At 46.3% G+C, this 21,751-nt stretch carries 10 protein-coding genes and 3 pseudogenes; 4 read left to right on the top strand and 9 right to left on the bottom strand.

Annotated features, from left to right (window positions below; translation table 11 throughout):
* Positions 1-56: 56 nt before the first annotated feature.
* Positions 57-920 (top strand): AraC family transcriptional regulator, encoded by an 864-nt coding sequence (locus tag K5677_RS10585; protein ID WP_296727745.1) that lies wholly within the window; start codon positions 57-59, stop codon positions 918-920.
* A gap of 210 nt (positions 921-1,130) precedes the next feature.
* Here K5677_RS10585 and K5677_RS10590 read toward each other — a convergent pair.
* From K5677_RS10590 to K5677_RS10615, 6 genes and pseudogenes are all read right to left on the bottom strand, one after another.
* Positions 1,131-1,706, bottom strand: a pseudogene (locus K5677_RS10590) (glycoside hydrolase family 16 protein); the annotation flags it as partial.
* A gap of 270 nt (positions 1,707-1,976) precedes the next feature.
* Positions 1,977-2,543 (bottom strand): annotated as a pseudogene (locus tag K5677_RS10595) (glycoside hydrolase family 16 protein); the annotation flags it as partial.
* A gap of 291 nt (positions 2,544-2,834) precedes the next feature.
* Positions 2,835-3,422: pseudogene (locus K5677_RS10600) on the bottom strand (glycoside hydrolase family 16 protein); the annotation flags it as partial.
* Positions 3,423-4,095: 673 nt separating this feature from the next.
* Positions 4,096-4,887 carry an AraC family transcriptional regulator gene (locus tag K5677_RS10605; RefSeq protein ID WP_296727746.1) on the bottom strand — a complete coding sequence of 264 codons (792 nt, stop codon included), beginning with the start codon at positions 4,885-4,887 and terminating at the stop codon, positions 4,096-4,098.
* A gap of 198 nt (positions 4,888-5,085) precedes the next feature.
* Positions 5,086-5,838 (bottom strand): AraC family transcriptional regulator, encoded by a 753-nt coding sequence (locus tag K5677_RS10610; protein ID WP_296727748.1) that lies wholly within the window; start codon positions 5,836-5,838, stop codon positions 5,086-5,088.
* A gap of 210 nt (positions 5,839-6,048) precedes the next feature.
* A complete protein-coding gene (locus K5677_RS10615; protein WP_296727768.1) occupies positions 6,049-8,988 on the bottom strand; it encodes a family 43 glycosylhydrolase in 2,940 nt (979 codons plus the stop codon).
* A 702-nt stretch (positions 8,989-9,690) separates the two neighbouring features.
* On the opposite strand from K5677_RS10615, the gene K5677_RS10620 reads away from it, so the two are divergent.
* Entirely contained in the window at positions 9,691-12,126 is a 2,436-nt protein-coding gene (locus K5677_RS10620) for a glycoside hydrolase family 11 protein (protein ID WP_296727749.1), read from the top strand.
* A gap of 121 nt (positions 12,127-12,247) precedes the next feature.
* Here the strand turns inward: K5677_RS10620 and K5677_RS10625 are convergent, their stop codons facing one another.
* The 3 genes from K5677_RS10625 to K5677_RS10635 form a co-directional block, all read right to left on the bottom strand.
* A complete protein-coding gene (locus K5677_RS10625; RefSeq protein WP_296727750.1) occupies positions 12,248-15,247 on the bottom strand; it encodes an ABC transporter ATP-binding protein/permease in 3,000 nt (999 codons plus the stop codon).
* Positions 15,248-15,424: 177 nt separating this feature from the next.
* On the bottom strand, positions 15,425-16,570 hold the full coding sequence (locus tag K5677_RS10630; protein WP_296727753.1) for a ribose-phosphate pyrophosphokinase: 1,146 nt from the start codon (positions 16,568-16,570) through the stop codon (positions 15,425-15,427).
* A 71-nt stretch (positions 16,571-16,641) separates the two neighbouring features.
* Positions 16,642-17,172, bottom strand: a complete 531-nt coding sequence (locus K5677_RS10635; RefSeq protein WP_028514457.1) for an inorganic diphosphatase — start codon at positions 17,170-17,172, stop codon at positions 16,642-16,644.
* A 387-nt stretch (positions 17,173-17,559) separates the two neighbouring features.
* On the opposite strand from K5677_RS10635, the gene K5677_RS10640 reads away from it, so the two are divergent.
* Both K5677_RS10640 and recJ read left to right on the top strand, forming a co-directional pair.
* On the top strand, positions 17,560-19,482 hold the full coding sequence (locus K5677_RS10640; protein WP_296727755.1) for a GGDEF domain-containing protein: 1,923 nt from the start codon (positions 17,560-17,562) through the stop codon (positions 19,480-19,482).
* Positions 19,483-19,715: 233 nt separating this feature from the next.
* Positions 19,716-21,740 (top strand): single-stranded-DNA-specific exonuclease RecJ, encoded by a 2,025-nt coding sequence (recJ, locus tag K5677_RS10645; protein ID WP_296727757.1) that lies wholly within the window; start codon positions 19,716-19,718, stop codon positions 21,738-21,740.
* The last annotated feature ends 11 nt before the right edge of the window (positions 21,741-21,751 follow it).

The following is a 21,751-nucleotide window of genomic DNA, read 5'->3' on the forward strand; positions in this document are numbered from 1 at the left end:
TAAAACCGTGGGTTCGACGTATAATTCACAACAATTTTTGATTAAGGAGGCTAATCATGATTAAAAATCTCTCGGGCGACTACGAGACAGTTGAATACGAAAACCAACGCTTCGTAATGCTCTATGATAACGATGAGATAGAGGAATATCCGACTCACTGGCATAACGCCGTGGAAATCATCATACCCTTACATAACGGATTCACAGTCACCGTCGGCGGCACAGATTACCACCTTAATGAAAAAGAGATCATCATTATCCCTCCCGGCGAGCTTCACTCTATGCCCGCTCAGGAGGGCAGACGAATCATATTCCAGTGCGATAACAGCATTATAAGCGATATACCTGCTCTGGAGGCTCTGATCCCCGTTTTCTCCGAGGCATTCTATATAACTCCCAACGTCAGCAAGGAGCTCTATATCCTCTCACGAAAGAGCATACTTGACATATATTCCGAATATTATTCAAAATCAACTCTTGCAGATGTTAAAATATATCTCTGCCTTATCAATATGCTGACCGCCGTCCGCGAATATCAGCTCACCCAGGCAGCTGATGCATTTTCAAACGAGATCGCAGGACGAGAGGACTCAAAAAAGTTCAATATGGTCATGAAGTACATCAATCAGAACTATATGTTCGAGATTCCTCTGGAAAAGATCGCAGATATCGCAGGCTACAGCAAGTATCATTTCTCACGTATATTCAAGAAATACAATAACGTTTCATATATACAGTATATTAACGGAAAACGTATCAAAGCAGCCGAAAGACTTCTCATAGATCCTTCTTTGTCAGTTACAGAGGTCGCTATGCGCGCAGGATTTTCAAGCCTGACCACCTTTAACCGCGCATTCAAAAAAGCTAAGAACTGTACTCCGACAGAGTTCAAGACACTGTATAAAATATCTGATGAATAAAAAAATGCTGCGGTCAGTCGCCTCCTACTAACGGAAAAATATGGTTACCGTGCCTGAATTTCAGTCTCGTAAATGTAACCTGCGTTCTGCCGGAGGGGGTTTCCTTATCCACCGCAGCTTTTTCATGCACAATAAAAGGCGATACTTTTGTATCGCCTTTTATTATTATTATGGAAAGAAGAATCTCATTCTCAGAATTTACTGCTTGTTGTAGGTCACCCACTGATAACGTGCAGTAAGAGGAGTTTTTCCGTCATAGTGTGCAAGCCATTCATCAACGCCGCGTCCGGGCCATGTGTTCATCATGATCTTACCAGATGTCTGAGGAATGTTCTGATTAGCCGTATAAACCGGCTTGCCGTCTACATACCATGTGATATGGTCACGCTGCCAGTCAAAGCCGTATGTATGATAGCCCTGTGAAGCATCAAAGCCGAGATCATACATAAACTCGTGGTTGCCCTGTCCGTTAGTGTAGTAGTTGAACTGTACCTTTGTCGTATCCTTGCCCAGTATCTCAATATCGATCTCGTCCCACGGGTTGTTATCAGAAGGACCTGTGTAGGTAAAGAACGAGGAAACAACGCCGTTGTTCTTTATTGCCTGCATAGAGGTCTCATAGTATCCGAAGCCGTAGAAATCATTGGTCCTGTACTCAGCACCTGCGTAATTATATTTTCCGCTGTAATCCTTATTGATGCTGAGCTGAAGTGCTCCGTCCTTGAATGCGGTCTGTGACTTGTACCAGCCGCAGTCGAACGGATCGCCGTTCTCCCAGCCGTCAGAAGCGATAAAGTAGCGTGAAGAGCCATTTCTGAAGTCGTCACCCATTGTTGTGCCTGACTTCATTGGAGTACCGTAGTCAACAAGACCTGAAGCTGTCTTATTGTTCTGCTGCTGATTGTTGTTATTGTTGTTCTGCTGCTGGTTATTGTTATTATTCTGGTTCCACGGATTCTGCTGCTGATTATTATTGTTATTCTGCTCCCATGGATTCTGCTGTTGATTATTATTGTTGTTGTTTCCGCCCGACTTGCCATTCTTGTTGTATGTAGCCCACTGATAACGAGCAGTAAGCGGAGTTTTTCCGTCATACTGGTCGAGCCACTCATTTACACCTCTGCCCGGCCATGTATTCATCATGATCTTGCCTGCGGTCTTTGGAATGTTCTGGTTAGCTGTGTAAACAGCCTTGCCGTCTACATACCATGTAATGTGGTCCGGCTGCCAGTCAAAGCCATATGTATGATAGCCCTGTGAAGCATCGAATCCGAGATCATACATAAACTCATGGTTGCCTTGTCCGTTGGTGTAGTAGTTGAACTGTACCTTTGTAGTATCCTTGCCCAGTATCTCAATATCGATCTCGTCCCATGGATTGTTATCGGAAGGACCTGTATAGGTGAAGAACGAGGAAACAACACCCTTGTTCTTTATAGCCTGCATAGAGGTCTCATAGTAACCATAGTGATAGAAATCATTTGTCCTGTATTCAGCGCCTGCGTAGTGATACTTTCCGCTGTAGTCCTTGTCGATAGAAAGCGTCAGACAGCCCTTATCCAGCGATGTCTGCGAAGCATACCAGCCGCAGTCGAACGGATCACCGTTCTCCCAGCCGTCGGAAGCGATAAAGTATCTTGAATTACCGTCACGGAAGTCCTCAGCCATTGTAGCAGATGAATCCATAGCTGTACCATAGTCCTTTATAGAGCCGTTCTGCTGCTGATTGTTATTGTTGTTCTGCTCCCACGGATTCTGCTGCTGGTTATTGTTGTTGTTCTGCTCCCATGGGTTCTGCTGCTGGTTATTGTTGTTGTTCTGCTCCCACGGATTCTGCTGCTGATTATTGTTGTTGTTCTGCTCCCATGGGTTCTGCTGCTGATTATTGTTATTGTTGTTATTGCCGTTTGAAGCACCGTTCTTATCGTAGGTTACCCACTGGTAATAAGCAGTAAGCGGAGTATTTCCGTTGTAGTGGTTGAGCCACTCATCAACTCCCCTGCCTGGCCATGTATTCATCATGATCTTGCCTGCGGTCTTGGGGATATTCTGGTTAGCTGTGTAAACAGCCTTGCCGTCTACATACCATGTGATATGGTCAGGCTGCCAGTCAAAGCCGTATGTATGATAAGCCTCAGAGGAATCGAAACCGAGATCATACATGAACTCATGCTTGCCCTGTCCGTTGGTATAATAGTTGAACTGTACCTTTCTTGTATCCTTGCCAAGTATCTCAATATCGATCTCGTCCCAGGGATTTTTATCAGATTCGCCTGTATATGTGAAGAATGAGGAAACAACGCCGTCATTCTTGATAGCCTTCATCGAGGTCTCGTAGTAACCGTAATGATAGAAATCATTGGTTCTGTACTCAGCGCCTGCGTAGTGATACTTACCGCTGTATTCCTTGTCAATAGAGAGCGTCAGACAGCCCTTGTCCAGTGATGTCTGTGAAGCATACCAGCCGCAGTCGAACGGATCACCGTTCTCCCAGCCGTCGGAAGCGATAAAGTATCTTGAATTGCCGTCGCGGAAGTCCTCTACCATTGTAGCAGAAGAATTCATAGGTGTGCCCTTATCAGGGAAATTCGACTTTGGAGCTGTAGTTGTGGTTGTGGTCGTTGTAGGAGTTGTAGTAGTTGTTGTGGTGGTAGTAGTTGTAGTGGCAGATGTTGTAGTAGTCGTTGTGGTTGTGGTGGTAGTTGTTGTAGAAGTTGTTGTTGTGCTTTCTACAGGGTTATTGCCCTGCTTGTAGGACTCAGGAAGAGTCGAAATGCTGTGAAGCAGATACTTCTGGACAGAAAGTGCGTCGCCGCTTGTAAGTCCGCTGCCGTTCTCAAAAACGTCAGCATTTGCAGCGCCCTGCTCTTTAAGGTGATTCTGGTCAGTTCCGTTAAGACCATACTTATTGGGGTTAGCAAGAGCCTGCATTACAAGGACGCAGTCGCTCATATCAACTGAGCCGTCGCAGTTGGCATCTCCCCACCTTATTTCTCCGTCGGCTGCCGAAACAGACGCTGTGCCAAATGAAGCAGCCGTAGCCATGACTGTGCAGGCAGCAAAAGCAGCTGCGCACCGTCTGAATGTGTGCTTTTTCATGATATGCCTCTCATTCCGTGACCGTAGCCACTATTTTTTCATTTATAATAATGCAGACTCCCCCGCGTGGACGGGCTCACACTGCATTCTGCGCCTTTTTACGGTACTCAGACGGAGTAAATCCTGTCTGTTCCTTGAATTGTCTTGCAAAATGAACATAGCTGTGGTAGCCGCTGCTCACAGAAATGTCATTTATATTCATATTTGTAGTTGAAAGAAGCATTTTAGCGTAGCTGACTCTGCTTCGGACGAGGTCCTCAATAAAAGTCATGCCGAAGTGTTTCTTATATGCGTGCTGGAAAGCCGAACGGCTCATACGGACCTCGTGAGCGGTGCTGTCAACGCTGCGCTGCTCGTAAGGTCTGCTGTATATCTTATTGCGCACAGTGGATATAAGTTCGAACTGGCTGCTGCGTCTGCCGGAGACCTTATCCTGAGTCTTTTCGCGTATCTTTATGAACATAAGCCGCATAAAGAGCTCCGCAGACTCGCTTCTGCACGGATTATCCGAATATTTTTCATATGCTATCGACTTTACGCAGTAACTGAGAAACTCAAGAGGCATAGTTACCACAGTTTCCATAGGTATGCCCATGCTGAGGAATTCCTCCTCCTCGTCCGCATCGTCGAAGTCAAAGTGTACCCAGTCATTTTCAAACACATTAAGAGGAACACAGCGATAGCGCTGTGCCCTGCCCTTGGGGTAAATAAAAACAGAACCCGCAGGGGTAAGTATTTCTTTTCCGTCCACTTCAAATATCGCAGGCGTACGGAGCAGCAGAAGAAGATAATCGCCGCTTCCGTCAGGTCTGTCGATAAAAAAATCTGCGTCATGGCAGTGGTCAAAACCAACATTGTTAATGATCATTGTCAAACCCTCATTCTTTAAGTTTTTTCATTTGATTTTGTGACAGATTCCCGCTTAATCATTCACGAAACGTTCATTTATTGATTAGATTATACTACTTTCAAATCTAAAAATATATTACTATGATGTCAAATTTGGTACAATTATGATATTTGCACAAAATGTTATCCCCTGCATTTGCAGGGGATAAGTCGGTAATTATTGATTTTCTTTCGTAAAGTCAGGGAATTTGTAACGCTTTTTGTATTCTTTAGGTGTCACTCCGAGATATTTCTTGAATATCTTGATAAAATAGCTCTGTGAGCTGAACCCGAGAAGGTTACTGATCTCAGAGTCTGTATACTCTGAGAAAGTCAGAAGATTCGCAGCCTCCTCAGCTTTTGTCTTGCTGACGTAGTTGCTGAATGCGATGCCCGTTTCCGCCTTGAATAATCTTGACAGATATGCAGGACTTATTTTTAGAAAAGCAGCCGCATCCTCTATCATGATCTTTCCGTGGAGATGCTCGCTGATATAGTCCAGAGCCCTAACTATCTGTTTTGAGTAGATGCCGCTGTTGCGCACCCTTCTCATGTGGCGCGTATAGCCCTCGATCATCTCCTGATGGACCGCATGGACCTCCGCCTCTGTACGACACTCATCAGCCTTCATGATATAGATGTCGCTGAGGTTATACGCTTCTTCGAGAGTCATGCCGCTGTTGATGCAGAATCGTGCGATCAGAGCAGCTGAGATAGCAAAGTGGTATTTCAGGTTTTTCAGCGGATCCTTGCTGAGAATACCATATCCCTCACTGCAAAGCGGAGTTGCAAATACCTTGACGAGCTCGATATTACCCGAGCAAATGCTCTCATAGCAGGCTATCTCACGGTCGAACGGGGCGTGTTCAAAGCCTTCCTCTCTTTTCAGGAAAAGATGGGAAGAAATATACTTTTCTGTGTAATCGCTCATTTAGGTCACCTCGCAATTGATACTCTGCCTATATTATATCATCAAATTGTGAATTTTTCAAGTATTTTGGTAAGTATAATACTACTTTTTCCGTTTTTTTACCTTTTTATTATCCCCTGAAAAGCAAAACCCAAATACTTGATTCAAGCTCACCATACATTTTGTGCATGGTGAGCCTGAGCTTATGCAATTATTTGATCACACAGTTTTTTACTGGTTCTCATGGAAGAAGTAAGGCAGTGCATCATAGATGTAATGACGTACCTGCGGCCACCAGTGCACGTTGCCCTTTGCTTCGAGGAAGTAAAGATTGCCCTTTGAGAAGTCGGAGGTATATGTAAATACATCTGTGTTCTTCTTCAGCTCGTTTATCATCGGGACCATATTGCCGTATGCGATGTCATCAGTACCTGTTGCAGCCAGAACGAAATACTCATTCTGCTTGAAGCCTGAATTTCTTGCTGCACCGAGCACCTTGCCTGCGCCGTCCCAGCAGTGACCTGACAGAGGCATGAAGTACGCAATAATGTCGAGGTTATTATTGAAGTTTGCCCATGTCGAACCGCCGCCCATTGAGAATCCGCCGTATGCGCGGTGATATCTTGAAGCTCTGAGTCCGTCGATAGATGTATCCTCAGCATATGTGGAATACTTGTTTTCAACGTAAGGAATTATAGACTTGCGCATCTCCTCCCATACACCGTCAGCACTCGGCGCCTTGTTGAATGTAGGAGTAACCACGATCATCGGCTCAATATCGCCGTTTGCGATCATATTGTCAAGCATGATGTCGATGTTGATATTATTATCGTTAAAGCAGGTCTCCTCACTCTCTCCGCCGCCGTGCATAAGGTAGAAGACATTGTACTTCTTTGACTCATCATAGCCGTAAGGCAGGTATACATACATATTCTTGTTGCCGTTTATGCCGTTGTAGTTTTCCTTTACGACCTTGCCGTGATTTGCAGGCTGTTTGAAATAGCTGTCGGGAGCCGTCTTATACTGTAGATTTGCATTGTAGTTGAAGTCGCTCTTCGGCGGCTCGGGTGAGTTATCGGGGAACTCCTTTATCTTGCCGAGAACATAGTTCTGAAGAAGCACCAGATCATTGATCTCATGCTTTGTGCTCTTGTCAACGTCCGCAAGTTTAGTAAGCTCCGCATTATTGCTGCTTGCAACAAGAAGCTTCCTTGCTCTTAGAATATCAAAGGAATCGACTCTTCCGTCGGAATTTATATCGCCGAGAATGAACTGTCCGCCCTCTGCTCCCTCAATGACTGTGCCAGCCTTTGCAGCCTTTACATCATCAACATAGAAGTCAACAGTGCTCTTGTCAGTCTCAACGTAGATAGACACATTCTCAGCACCGGAAGGTATCCGGAATTCCGTATTCGCCAGCTGGACCCACTTGCCCTTCATTGGCTGACCTGTAGCGATCTTGGTGTACTTCGTCTCGCCGTCAAGGTCATACTGCATTGTAAAGTGGAATGTATCGCTGTCTTTGCCGCTTTCGTACATAACGTTAGCGCTGAAGCTGTAGGTCTCACCGGCCTTGAAGCCGCTACCCAGTTCAACAACTGCGCCCTGATACGCTTCGCTTCTGCCCGTGCAGTAAAGAGACTTGCTGCCCTTGTACGCCTTTGAGGAGGTGTCCACCTTTGCGCCTGCTCTGCCTGTCCAGTCGCCTAAGCCGCTTTCAAATGTGCAGTCAAGAAGGTAATCCCCTGTGTCCGCGCTGTTCAACGCAGTTGATACAACAGTGGTATCATTCTTGGACGCCGCAGTCGTGGTAGTCTTTACAGTTGACTGCTCCTCACTGCTGCCGAAGCGCCACCAGTCCATGTTCAGCAGATATCCGCTGCCGCCTGTGAACTTGAAGTAAAGGTCATGCTCGCCGCTTGCGCCGCTGATATCGCATGAGACCTCCTTCCATGTCTGCCAGCCGCCTGTGCCCGACACCTTGCAGGTACCTATTTTCTTGCCCGAGAGGCTGTCAAGGTATATCTCTATGTCGCCGCCGTCTGTATCGGAAGCAACGCTTGCCGTAAACTTATCAGCTCCGCTGCCGAAATCAACTCCGCTGACCTTGATGTAGCTGCCGTTCTGGATATTTCCTAAGTCCAGTCCGCCGTCACTGCACTTCTCGGTCTTTACGCCCTTTGAGAAGCATATATTCTCAGCCTCTACCCTACTGTACGGATCAAGAGGCTCAAGCTGCTCAGGTCCTGTCTTAGTAGCAGAGATAGTAGGTATAGAGCCGTCAGCGCCGTACTTGAACTCATCGACGCAAACGCTTCTGTCAAAGGTGCCGCCGCCGGGAAGGCTGGCGTCGTGATAAAACAGATAGGAATGTCCCTTAAAATCAATAACGCCCGGATGGTTTGTGAAGCAGTTGAGCGGCTTCATGATCTGTCCGCCGTATGTCCACGGACCTGTCGGAGACGGAGCAGTAGAGTAGCCGAGGCTCTCTCCGCTGTCGTTTCCGTAGAATGCAGCATATACAAGATAATACTTGTCATTGCGCTTGTAGAACCACGGTCCCTCGCCGTAGGACGAAGCCTTTGCGGAAGGACCGAAGGACGAAGCATTCATATCGAACTTGCCGATCGAGCCCGAATAGCTCACCATGTCCTCGTTAAGTCTGACATAATAGCAGGTCGGATTGCCGAACATGAGCCAAGCCTGTCCGTCGTCATCAATAAATACCGTAGGATCAATATAATCCCAGTTTGGACCAACAAGAGGCTTGCCTATTGCGTCCTTGAAAGGTCCTGTGGGTGAATCAGCTACAGCAACACCGATAGCGCGTCCGCCACCTGATTTGTTCTCAAGAGTTACATAGTAATAGAACTTACCGTTGCGCTCTATACACTGTGCAGCCCATGCTGAGTCCTCCTTGCCCCATGTAAAGGAATCCCACGACAGTATCATGCCGTGATCTGTCCAGTTCTGCATATCCTTCGAGGAATAGCAGTGCCAGTCAGGCATATAATAGAAGTCGGAGTTATCCTTGTCGCGTCCCGTGTAGAGGTACACAGTGTCGCCGTACACCATAGGTGCGGGATCGGTGCTGTAGATGGTCTGGATAGCAGGATTGTCCGCCTTGACAATACTGCCGTTTGAAATGGCTGTCAGAGATGTCAGTGACATTGCAGCCGCCGCAGCGTATGAAATGATCTTTTTCATAAGTATGCCCCCATTATTCTGTTTTTTGGATACTTGCCTGGTGAATATTGCCTATAATTTCCCTTCAATAGATGTGAAACCCTTAACGGTCAGAGTTCACACTTTCTTTATATATTATCTATATTATAATGTATATTGTAGTAATAATATACCAAAATTCTCCTTGCGATAGCAATTTCATGACCTCTTTTGGTAAATATTGCTTATTTTTACGATATTTTTATTTTTAAACTATACAGAGTAAATACAATTCTTTATATTATCCACCTAATATACAAAAAATGGGTGGCTTTTTATAGCAAATTCCTGTATAATATTTACTTATTTTTACGTACTATCAACTTAATTCTCCTTACATTTATCAGCAATTATTAGTCAAGGTACACAAGGTCCGCAAGTTTTAACTTGTAATTAACAGGTCAGATGTTTTATAATTAAAGTATCATCAATAACTGCCGTCAGGCGGTTATTGCCCCGAACGACCTTCGGGGAGCGCAAATTCCTTATAATTTCGGGAATTTGCGTGTCATATTTATGTCAGGCTCATTTTGCCATAAAGGGCAAACAGCAGACATTGATTATTTTATAGATATAAACGGGACACTCGGTCCTTGTGGGGATTGCTAAGATCATTAGTTTGCTTTTCAAAACAAAGGAGTGGTTGAAGTGAAAAAAACATTCAGACAGATCATCGGCAGTGCCGTTACTGCATTAATGGCAGCTGCAAGCCTGTCTGCCGTTCATTCCGCAAACGCTGCCGATCAGCAGATAAAAGGAAATATCGGCGGCTATGACTACGAAATGTGGAACCAGAATGGTCAGGGACAGGTATCCATGACTCCTAAGGCAGGCTCTTTCACCTGCTCGTGGAGCAACGTCGATAACTTTCTCGCAAGCATGGGAAGAATTTACGACAGTCAGAAGAATTACAAGTATTTAAGTAACATCACCCTCTCTTATGATGTAGAGTTTACCCCCAGGGGCAATTCTTTTATGTACGTATACGGCTGGACGAGGAACCCTCTCACAGAGTATTATATCGTCGAAGGCTGGGGCGACTGGCGTCCGCCGGGAGGAAGCGGCGAAAAAAAGGGTACTATCGCCCTCAACGGAAATATATATGATATCTGCAAGACTATGCGCTATAACCAGCCCTCTATTGATGGAACGGCTACATTTCCTCAATACTGGAGCGTTCGTCAGACCAGCGGCTCAAGGAACAACGCCACAAACAACATGAAAGGCACCGTCGACGTATCAAAGCACTTTGATGCATGGTCAAAAGCAGGTCTTGATATGTCAGGAGCCCTTTACGAAGTTTCCCTCAACATAGAGGGCTTCAGATCCAGCGGCTCAGCCAATGTAAAGGGCATATCCTTCTATGGATACATTCCTGAACCGACTTCGGAATATACCACCGAGCCAACTACTGTTCCCGAGCCTCCCCAGCCCGACGAATATGGATATTTCTTCAGGGACGAATTTGATAACGGTATAGGGAACTGGCTGCCACGCGGAGGCACTGTCGGTCTTACAGGTGCTGACGGCTTCAAAGGCACCGACGGCATAATTGTTTTAGACCGCATTGACGGCTGGAACGGCGCAGCTTTAGAGCTCGATCCTCTTGCGTTTACTCTGGGAAACACCTATAGCTTCGGCGCTCTCGTAAAGCAGAATTCCGAATCTTCAACAGCGATACGAATGACACTTCAGTACTCAGACGGAGTCGAATATTGCTACGACACGATCGCGGAGGTAAATGCTCCTAAGGGTGAATGGGCAGATCTTTCCAATACATCTTACACTATCCCATCAGGTGCTTCAGAACTAACTCTGTGCATTGAAGCTCCCGACAGTCTTACTGATTTCTACATTGACAGCGCTTTCGGCGGCGTCAAGGACGCTCCTTCCATATCAGATGTCGGAGATCATACTGTCATTGTTCCCGGCAATGAGATAACAACTTCCACCACTGAATCAAAGAAGCACGTCATCGGTGACATCAACGGCGACGGCGTTATAGATTCGTTTGATCTTGCTCCGCTCAGAAGAGGGATACTCAAAATGATGTCAGGCAGCGGCTCAACGCCTGCCAATGCCGATGTAAACGGCGACGGCGCAGTAAACGTCGCAGATCTGGTTCTTCTTCAGAAATATATCATCGGCAAAGAAAAAGCGTTCCCCGATCCTGTAACAACTACCACAACTAAGGCAGTTACTACGACTACTCAGAAGATAGTTACCACAACTGTTTCTGCAACTACTTCAAGCTCGGGCAGAAACCTCAATGCCGATATACGCAAGGATATGCCTACTTCAGTTCCGGGTGGAAACGAAAAGAGCGGCGGCTGCAAGGTCGAGAAGAAGACATACAACTGCAAGTTCACAGGCGGTCAGAAGAGCTGTAACGTTATCCTGCCTCCTAACTACAATGCAAGCAAGCAGTACCCTGTAATGTACGTTCTCCACGGTATCGGCGGCAACGAAGGCAGCATGGTAAACGGCATGGGCGTTCAGGAGCTTCTTGCAGGTCTTATCGAAAACGGCAAGGCAGAGGAAATGATAATCGTTCTTCCAAGCCAGTACACCAGCAAGAACGGCAGCGGCGGCGGATTCGGCATCAATCAGGAGGTCTGCGCTGCTTACGATAACTTCCTATATGACATCTCGGACAGCCTTATCCCGTTCATCGAGGCTAACTATCCCGTCAAAACAGGCAGAGAGAACCGCGCTATCACAGGCTTCTCAATGGGCGGACGCGAAGCTATCTACATCGGTCTTATGCGTCCCGACCTTTTCGCTTACGTTGGCGGAGCTTGTCCGGCACCCGGTATCACTCCCGGCAAGGATATGTTCATGGAGCACCCAGGCTGTATGACCGAGAGCGAAATGAAGTTCAGAGATGTTGGTCCTGAGCCGAATGTATTCATGATAACCGGCGGTACAAACGACGGCGTCGTAGGTACATTCCCCAAGCAGTACAGTGATATCCTCACAAGAAACGGTGTCGACCACGTTTACCAGTCTATCCCGGGCGGCGGACATGATGCAGGCTCTGTAAAGCCCCATCTGTACACCTTCATGAGATACGCATTCAAATAATGATATAGTTGATATATGAAGGGCAGTGCTTTATGCGCTGCCTTTCTTTTTAACAAATTAACAAAAGAAAAGCCATTTGAGCTTGATACACTCAAATGGCTTATATTATTAATAGTATAGCTTATTCTGTTCTGAGAGCCTCTACAGGATCCTTTCTTGCTGCAACACCCGACGGGATAAGTCCCGATATAAGTGTGAGAACCATGCTTATAACGATAAGCACGACAGCTCCTGCTACAGGAACATGAGCGCGGAGCGTATCAAGGCTGGTAACACTGTGGATTATACTGTTTATAGGGATAGTAAGAAGTACGGAAACTCCGATACCCATAAGACCAGCCGCAAGACCTACAAGAAGAGTCTCTGCGTTGAAAACAGTTCTTACATTGTGCTTTGAAGCACCGATAGCTCTGAGGATACCGATCTCTCGTGTTCTTTCAAGAACCGAGATATACGTGATGATTCCTATCATGATAGAGGAAACCACCAGCGAGATACCTACAAATGCAATGAGCAGGTAAGAAATACCGCTTATGATACCCGTGATAGATGACATGAGCAGAGCAACCATATCAGTATAGTGGATAACGTCCTGTTCCTTAGAGGTACCGTCATTGTAGCGCTTGATAGCGTCTGAAATGTCGTCCTTATCCTCAAAGCTCTTGACGTAAATGCGTATCATCGACGGATCGCTCTCATCAGCAACGCCGAGAAGCTTGAGGTTGTCATCGTAGGTGGAATCGGATATCTCCTCGGGAGTATATTTCTCGAAGATAAGTCCGTAGACCTCCTCGCTTATAGGAGCTGAGTCAAGCATTTTTGCCAGCTCTGCATTTGGAAGCGAACCGAGCTGTTCCTGAACAGTCTTAGCATACTGCTCTGCGATCTGAGTACGGATAGCCTCTTCCGCATAGCTCTTTACCTCATCATCGCTCATCTGTGACACGAAAGAGGTTACCTGTGAAGCGTCAACGCCAAGCTCTGCGGAATACATCTCCGTGATCTGGCTGATGAACTTGTTGCGGTCGAAATCCTTCATAGCCGCCTGCACCTGAGCATCTGCCTGCGCAGGATCGGGCTGCTCAGCCACAAGTCTGTAAATATCAGCCTTTGTGTCAGTGTCGGCACTCTTGATGAATTCCTTTGCTGTATCAGCCTTTTCCTTGGCTGTAGGAGCAACATAGTCATCTGTCATGAACTTGGTACCCGTAAGTACATCGTTCTCCTTGTCGTTCTGCTGAGACTTAACTATATCGCTGTTTCCGGTCTTTTCTATAACATAATCGGTCAGAGCGCTCGTATAGCACACATAGCCCTTGAGCATAGGCACCTTAACGTCCTCAGTAGGACGGATAAAACCAACTATCTTGATGTCGGTACCGATGTCTGCTGAATCAAAGAGGTAATCCAGACCTGTCTGAGTAGCTGTGATATCGTTGAAGCCGTTTCCTGACGGGTTCTTCTGATAATACTCACACGGAAGTATCATCTTGAACTTCTTGCCTGTTATCTCATCAAGGTTCCATTCAGTCTGTCCGTAGTCCCCGATCTCCTGATTGCTCATTACAGCCTTCAGCTTTTCAGTGAAGCCCTCCTGATCCTTGAGTCCCATAGCGTAAACGATAATATCGGGGAGCTCATTGTTTCTGGTGAGAACGACCACTGCCTCATCATAATTCTCCGGCCATCTGCCGTTTACTACCTCATACTGCTCCTTGACGATGTCACTTACAGGCTCGCCGTTTGTTCCGGGGAGCATTTCCTCCATGACATTGAGGCCAAATGCCTGCATTTCCATGCCTGCCATAGGATTATTCATAGTAGCCGCCATTAAATCAGAGTCACTCATGCCTAAAGCCTTGCTGTACATATCCATGAAGTCGACCTTGATTATATCACCTGACGGAGTCTCGGTGAACACAGGCATTTTCACGTCGTACCTGTAGCCGATAGCCGTTGACTTTTCCTTGATGACGCTGTCTGTATCAAGGAAGGTCTTGAAATCCTTCATATTATTTATCTGCTTAGCAGATGCATTGAAGGAGTTGAACATATCGTAGACCTGAGTATTTGCATACACCTTATCGTCCCTGAACTCACGGCTCTCATATTCCTTCTGGTTATTCATAAGAGCCTCTATCATACCCGAAGTATCGGTATTTTCGCGCATTATCTCAAGTGGATAAGATGAAAGAGTTTCCTCCTGAACATTGTCGATATACTCATTGATACCCGTCGCAAGAGAAAGGATAAGTGCGATACCAATGATACCTATAGAACCTGCAAAGGCTGTGAGAATAGTTCTTCCTTTTTTGGTAAGCAGGTTATTGAGAGAAAGTGCAACAGCGGTGCCGAATGACATTGAAACGCGCTTTTTCTTTTCAGATTTCTCTTTTTTATCAGACTTTTCCTTTTTCTTCTTGTCCTTTTTAGCCTTTCCTGCATCAAAGGGAGCGCTGTCACCTGTGAGCTTTCCGTCCTTTATCTTGATGATACGTGTAGCGTACTGGTCAGCCAGCTCAGGGTTATGAGTTACCATAACTACCAGCTTATCCTTAGCTATCTCCTTGAGAAGCTCCATTACCTGTATGGAGGTCTCAGAATCGAGAGCGCCTGTAGGCTCATCGGCAAGAAGTATATCGGGATCATTTATGAGAGCACGTGCAATAGCAACACGCTGCATCTGACCGCCTGACATCTGATTTGGCTTTTTATGGAGCTGATCTCCCAAGCCCACCTTTCCAAGAGCCTCCTTAGCGCGTTTTCTGCGCTCGGACTTTGACACGCCGGAAATAGTGAGAGCAAGCTCAACGTTTGATAATACTGTCTGATGCGGGATAAGGTTATAGCTCTGGAATATGAAACCGATAGAGTGGTTTCTGTAAGCGTCCCAGTCCCTGTCCTTGTACTCCTTAGTAGAAATTCCGTTGATCACGAGGTCGCCCGAGGTATAATGATCGAGGCCTCCGATGATGTTGAGAAGTGTGGTCTTACCGCAGCCTGAATGACCGAGTATAGCCACAAATTCGTTTTCGCGGAAAGTAACGCTGACTCCGTTGAGAGCCGTTACGACATTATCTCCGCTGCCGTACTTTTTAACTATGTCCTTTAACTGTAGCACTGGATCCCCTCCTGTAAATATTTTTACCATAACCCCTTTATGCACATTAAATTTTCCACTTTTGATTATAGCACTTTGACGAATAAATGTCAATCATGTTGTAGGAAATTAACAATGGTTTCACACAGATTTCACAAAAGAAAGGGACACTGTTTGTAGACAATGTCCCTTGTTTTATTACTTCATTCCGTACTTTCTGAGGAGATTATCGATCTTAATGTGAGGATCGATTATCTTGCTGATAGAAACGTCGTGATTGATAGCTTCAATGAAGTATGCGATATACTTTGAAACGTCTACCTCGTGGAACCACGGTCTGCTGAGAAGCTCAGGTGTTCTGTAGGTAAGGTTTGTACCGAATACGCCGTCGATAATGCCGTCCTCATAAGCCTTGTCAAACTTTTCAAGGCCGTTAGTGAAGATAGCATAAGTAGCATAAGCGAAGAATCTTCCTGCCTTCTTCTCCTTCAGAGCAGAAGCAACGTCAAGCATGGATTCGCCTGATGAAATGATGTCATCTGAAACGAAAATATCCTTGCCCTCGACAGGGTTTCCGAGATATTCATGAGCAACTATAGGATTGCGTCCGTTTACGATAGTTGAGTAGTCTCTTCTCTTGTAGAACATACCCATTTCAACGCCGAGAACGGAAGCATAGTACATATTTCTGTTGAGTGCTCCCTCATCAGGGCTGACTACCATGAATTTATCCTTGCTGAAGCTTATATCCTTAACGTCCTTGAGCATTGCTTTAAGTACCTGATAAGTAGGCATTACGTTATCAAAGCCCATAAGCGGGATAGCGTTCTGAACTCTCGGATCGTGAGCATCAAATGTAACGATGTTTGATACGCCCATAGCCTCAAGCTCCTGAAGTGCGCAGGCACAGTCAAGTGACTCGCGGTAGCTTCTTCTGTGCTGACGTCCGCCGTAAAGAGTAGGCATAATGACAGTTATACGGTGAGCCTTGCCGCTTGCAGCCTGTATTATTCTTTTAAGGTCCTGGAAGTGATCGTCAGGAGACATAGCGTTCTGCATTCCGAAGTAGTCATACTTTATGCTGTAGTTTCCGACATCAATGATTATGAAGAGATCCTTGCCGCGGATAGTTGACTTGATGAGACCTTTGCCGTCACCCGAAGAAAAACGGGGGCATTCGCTCTCAACGAGGAAAGAATCAACGTTGATACCGCCCTTGCCTGCCCAGTCAACGAGGTAATCGTCGATCTTCTTACCGAGCTCGGTAACGCTGTTCATAGCGATAATGCCGATAGGTGCGACATTTGAATCGCTGCCGAATAAAATTTCACTTGAAGCTGTCATAAACACTTTTTCCCGCGCAGATGCGCAGGATACTCCTTTCGCTTTTTAGTCACTTTCGGTCAGAGCATTGCTCACTTGCAGAAATTCTCAATATATCGCTCGATATCCTCGGCAATAATCTGTTTTGCAATATCCGCATGATCGACCTCGTTTACGGCTGTTGTTTTGTTTTCAAGTTCCTTATAAACTGTGAAAAAATGTGTCATTTCATCAAATACGTGCTTTGGAAGCTCCTCGATATCCTTGTACATATTGTAATTAGGATCATCGAAGGGTATAGCGATGATCTTCTCATCGTGATGACCGTTGTCGAGCATTCTGATAACTCCGATAGGATAGCATCTTACCAGCGTAAGGGGCATGAGCTTTTCCGAGCAGAGAACAAGAACGTCAAGCGGATCATTGTCATCTGAGAAGGTTCTTGGGATAAATCCGTAGTTAGCGGGATAGTGGGTGGAAGTATAAAGAATGCGGTCCATTATTATGAGACCTGTCTCCTTATCAAGCTCATACTTGATCTTGCTTCCCTTGCCTATCTCGATAACAGCGATGAAATCATCGGGACTTATTCTTTTTGGACTGATCTTATGCCAAATATTCATAGGATTTCCTCCGCGGCGATCCGCCTGTGCTTCGGGCACAGTGGCGGAAATGATTTGATAAAGCCATTAAACATGACGTTATCCCCTACTAATTAGTATACCATTTTTTTGCGATTTGTCAATATGACCATTCAATTTCAGCAAATCTGATAAATTATCCAAAAATCCCGAGTATTTTTCGTCTTTTCGTCTTTAAATGCCAGAATATTTAACTATAATTCACCCGACTTATTACGAATATTAATAAATCGTAAATATATCCAATAAAAATCATAATAAAAAGCTATTGCTTTTTTATGTAAATTGTAGTAAAATAGATGTATCTTATATCCATAAAAAAACAGAACATTCATTTGTAGAACAAAAAGAAAGAAGGAGGTATTGTCATTGAGCTATAAAATCGCAGTCATTATCGAAGAGATCGGTCAGAGCTACCAGAGCGCCATTATCAGCGGTATATCATTGGGTGCTGAAAAATACAGTCTTAATGTCTCTGCATTCACATCATTCAGCGGTGACATGGATAATCCGCGGCATGACATGGGTGAATTAAACGTGTTCAATCTCCCCGATTTTGCTGATTTTGACGGAGCTATCCTGCTGACCAACACTCTTTCGCATCAGGCTGTCGTAAGCGACATACTCGAACGCATTACTATTGCAGGCATTCCTGCCGTAAGCATCGACAACGACCTCGAAGGCTTCTATCACATCGGCATCGACAACGCCAGTGCCATGCGCGTTGTTACCGAGCATATGATAAATATCCATAATTACAAAAGATTTGCATATATCTCAGGACCTGCCGAAAACCCTGAAAGCTCCGCCAGACTCAACGCATTCCGCACAGTTCTCGGCGAGCACGGACTTGAGATAGCAGATAAAGCTGTTGCCTACGGAGATTTCCGCGCACCATCGGGAAAAGCTGCCGTTGAGCAGTTCCTTGAGGAGCTTCCTGAGCCTCCCGAAGCTATCGTTTGCGCAAACGACGTCATGGCGGCTTCTGCCATAACCGCACTTGTGTCTCACGGACTCAGAGTCCCCGAGGACGTGGCAGTCACAGGCTTTGACGACACCTACAACAGCCATAATTACCAGATGGAGCTGACATCTGTGGTGAGACCGCTGGAGCTCTCAGGCGAACTTGCCTGCAAAATGCTGTATAATCACTTCCACGGCATCACTCAGAAAAGGGATATTATCCTCAATATGTCCGCAAGATTCACAGAGAGCTGCGGCTGCGGACACAATGCTCTTTCAGACGTAAATGAGCTCAGGGAGCTGAATTACCGCAATTTCTCAAATTTTGAAAGCATTCAGGCTTATATGTCCGTGCTGAACAGAATGTCTACACAGCTTCTTGCCTGCAATAATTTCGACGAATATATCGCCTCTTTGAAGCGTATCGCCGTTGAGATTCACCCCGACGAGTTTTACTTCTGTCTATGTGAGAACTGGGATTCAGAGACCGATGTTGACCGTTCCACCAACAGTAATAAGAGGCGCAAAGCTGTCCCTTTAGCTTATACGGACTACGTAATAGTCCCTATATCGTACAATAACGGCGAATTCCATGAATGCTGCCGCATACGCTCTCAGGACATACTGCCGCCTGTTGCCGAGGACGGCACGGAAGGCAAGCTTTACTTTATAAATCCCCTGCATTTCGGCGAGCGATGTCTCGGCTATATGGCTATAAGGAGCACACGTCTGCCCCTCCAGAATATCATGTTTGAGACCTTCTGCATAAACATCTCAAACTCACTTGAGAATATCAGAAAGCTCATGTGTCTCGAATACGCCGTAAAGCGTCTCGGCAGCCTATATACTATGGATACCTTCTCAGGCATATTCAACCGAAACGGCTTTATGCAGGCAACCGAGGATATCTATAAAGACTGCGTAGAAAATCGCCGCGATATAATGCTCATGTTCATCGACCTTGACGGACTTAAAGGCATAAACGACACCTACGGACACAGTACGGGAGACAAGGCTATTTGCAGCATTGCCGACGTACTTGTGGAATCCTGTCAGGCAGGCGAGGTATTCTGCCGCTTCGGCGGAGACGAGTTCATAGTATTCGGCGCTGATTATACTGAGGATATGGCAAAAAAGCTGACAAAAGCCATACAGGAGAATATCAACAAAGTCAATGATACAGGCTTTAATCCATTTATTCTCAGCGCAAGTACGGGCTACGTCATAGCTGCTCCGAAAAAGGGAGAGGATATTTTCCGCTTCGTAACAGAGGCTGACCAGAAGATGTACGATGTAAAGCGCAAAAAGAAGCTTCTGCGCTACGCATAGTTTTTCAAACCGCAGCATATGCTGCGGTTTTTTGTTGTTATACAGCAGATTTCACGTTTCTCGCCGCTCCACAAGCATCTGATCGCCCCTGCACTCTGAACCCTCGATCCTCAGCTATGCTTTGATAAAGCAGGCGTCCCTCTGCCATCAGTTCTGATTTTTTGCTCATCTCCTATTGAAAAAAACTCCCATTTGTGGTATAATAGTTTAAATATATCTTTAGGAGTCATTGTATGAAAAAATGGACCGTCGGCATTCCCGACAAAAAAACGGTCTCAGCTCTTATGCTGGGCTGCGGAGTTACCTCTCTTGCGGCTTCCGCACTGGCAGCAAAAGGCTATTCCTCTCCGGAATCAGTAATGGAGAGCCTTAATACGGACGAATTGTCCGATCCCTTTCTCATTAAGGATATGCAGGAGGCTGCGGACACCATAAACTCAGCCATTGAAAACGGCGAGCGTATCTGTGTCTACGGCGACTATGACTGTGACGGTGTAATGTCTACAGTCATTCTGTATTCCTATCTTGCAGAAGCGGGGGCGGACGTTACTTATTATATCCCCGAGCGCTCTGAGGGCTACGGCCTCAATATGAAAGCAGTGGATAAGATCTCCGATGACGGAGTTACTCTCATAATCACTGTGGATAACGGCATATCCGCGATCCCCGAGGCAGAATACATCTACGCAATGGGTATGAGGCTTGTGGTCACCGACCACCACCAGCAGGGAGAACAGCTCCCTAAGGCTGAGGCAGTAGTCGATCCCCATCGTCATGACTGCTTCTCAACATTCAAGAATATGTGCGGCGCAGGGATCGCTCTTAAACTTGTGGCTGCCCTTGACGGCGGCGACTACACTATGGCTCTGGAGCAGTTCGGCGACCTTGCCGCAATAGCCACAGTCGCCGACATAGTAAGCCTTACAGGTGAGAATCGTTTCCTTGTGTCCTACGGAATGGAGCTCATAAGCAACACAGACCGCCCTGCTCTCATGGCTCTCAAGGAGGTCTGCGGTCTCACGGATAAGCCCGTAAATACTCAGTCTATCGGCTTTGGCATAGCTCCGCGGATAAATGCCGCAGGACGCTTCGGCTCTCCCAAAGCCGCGGCAGAGCTTTTTCTCTGCGAGGACTACGACGAGGCTCTAACAGCCGCCCGTGAGCTCGACAAGCTCAACAATATGCGAAAGGACGCAGAAAACGCCATAGTTTCGGATATATTTGACATGATAGACAAGGCTCCCGAGCTTATCCGCGGCAGAACCATATTTCTCTGCGGCAGAGACTGGCACCACGGCGTTATAGGGATCGTTGCCTCACGTATCGTTGAGCATTTCGGCAAGCCCTGCTTTATCGCCTCTGAAAGCGAGGGCGAGATACGCGGTTCGGCACGGTCATTCGGCGATTTCTCAGTGTTCGGCGCACTGACCGCCTGCTCCGAGGTGCTTGAAAAGTTCGGCGGACATCCTGCCGCAGGAGGCTTCACCATAAAAAGCGGCATGGCAGATAGATTTGCCGAGCTTCTGGAAAAGTACGCCCTTGAAAATCACAGGTCAATGCCGTTGTCAGAGCTGAAAGCTGACGCCCCCCTGACTCCTCAGGAGCTGAATATACAGAACATACAGGGACTTGACCTGCTGGAGCCCTTTGGCACAGACAACGAAAAGCCCCTCTACTATATCGAAAACGCACAGGTGCTGGATATTATCCCACTGTCCGACGGAGCCCACTCAAAGCTGAAGATAAAGGTCGGTTTCACTCAGGCAGAGGCACTGGTATTCAGAAAGTCTCCCGATGAGCTGATAGTTTCAAGAGGCGACATCTGCGATATGATCGTAACTCTCGGAGTAAACGAGTACCGCGGGAACCTCTCACCCAGTGTAATAGTCAGTGATATTCGTCCCCACGGCTTTGAGCAAAGCAAATACTTTGCGGCGCTGTCAGCCTTTGAAGCCTTTCTCCGAGGTGAGGAGCTCCCGAAGAATTACTACTCACATATGTACCCCAAAAGGGACGACGTGGTCAAGATATACAAGGCTATCCCCGATCAGGGCATATGCATGGATACTCTGTACATAAAGCTCAATGATCCAAATATAAATTACTGTAAATTCTGCGCCGCCGCAGAGGCTCTGAGACAGCTTGGGCTTGTTGCGGTGTCATGCGCCGAATCAAAAATACAAAGAGTCAATGTCACTCAGAAAGCCGACCTTGATTCAGCTCCCGTGCTTGTATCTCTCAGAAGCAGGCTCGGCTGAACTGCCATAGA

The sequence above is a fragment of the Ruminococcus sp. genome (assembly GCF_024684275.1).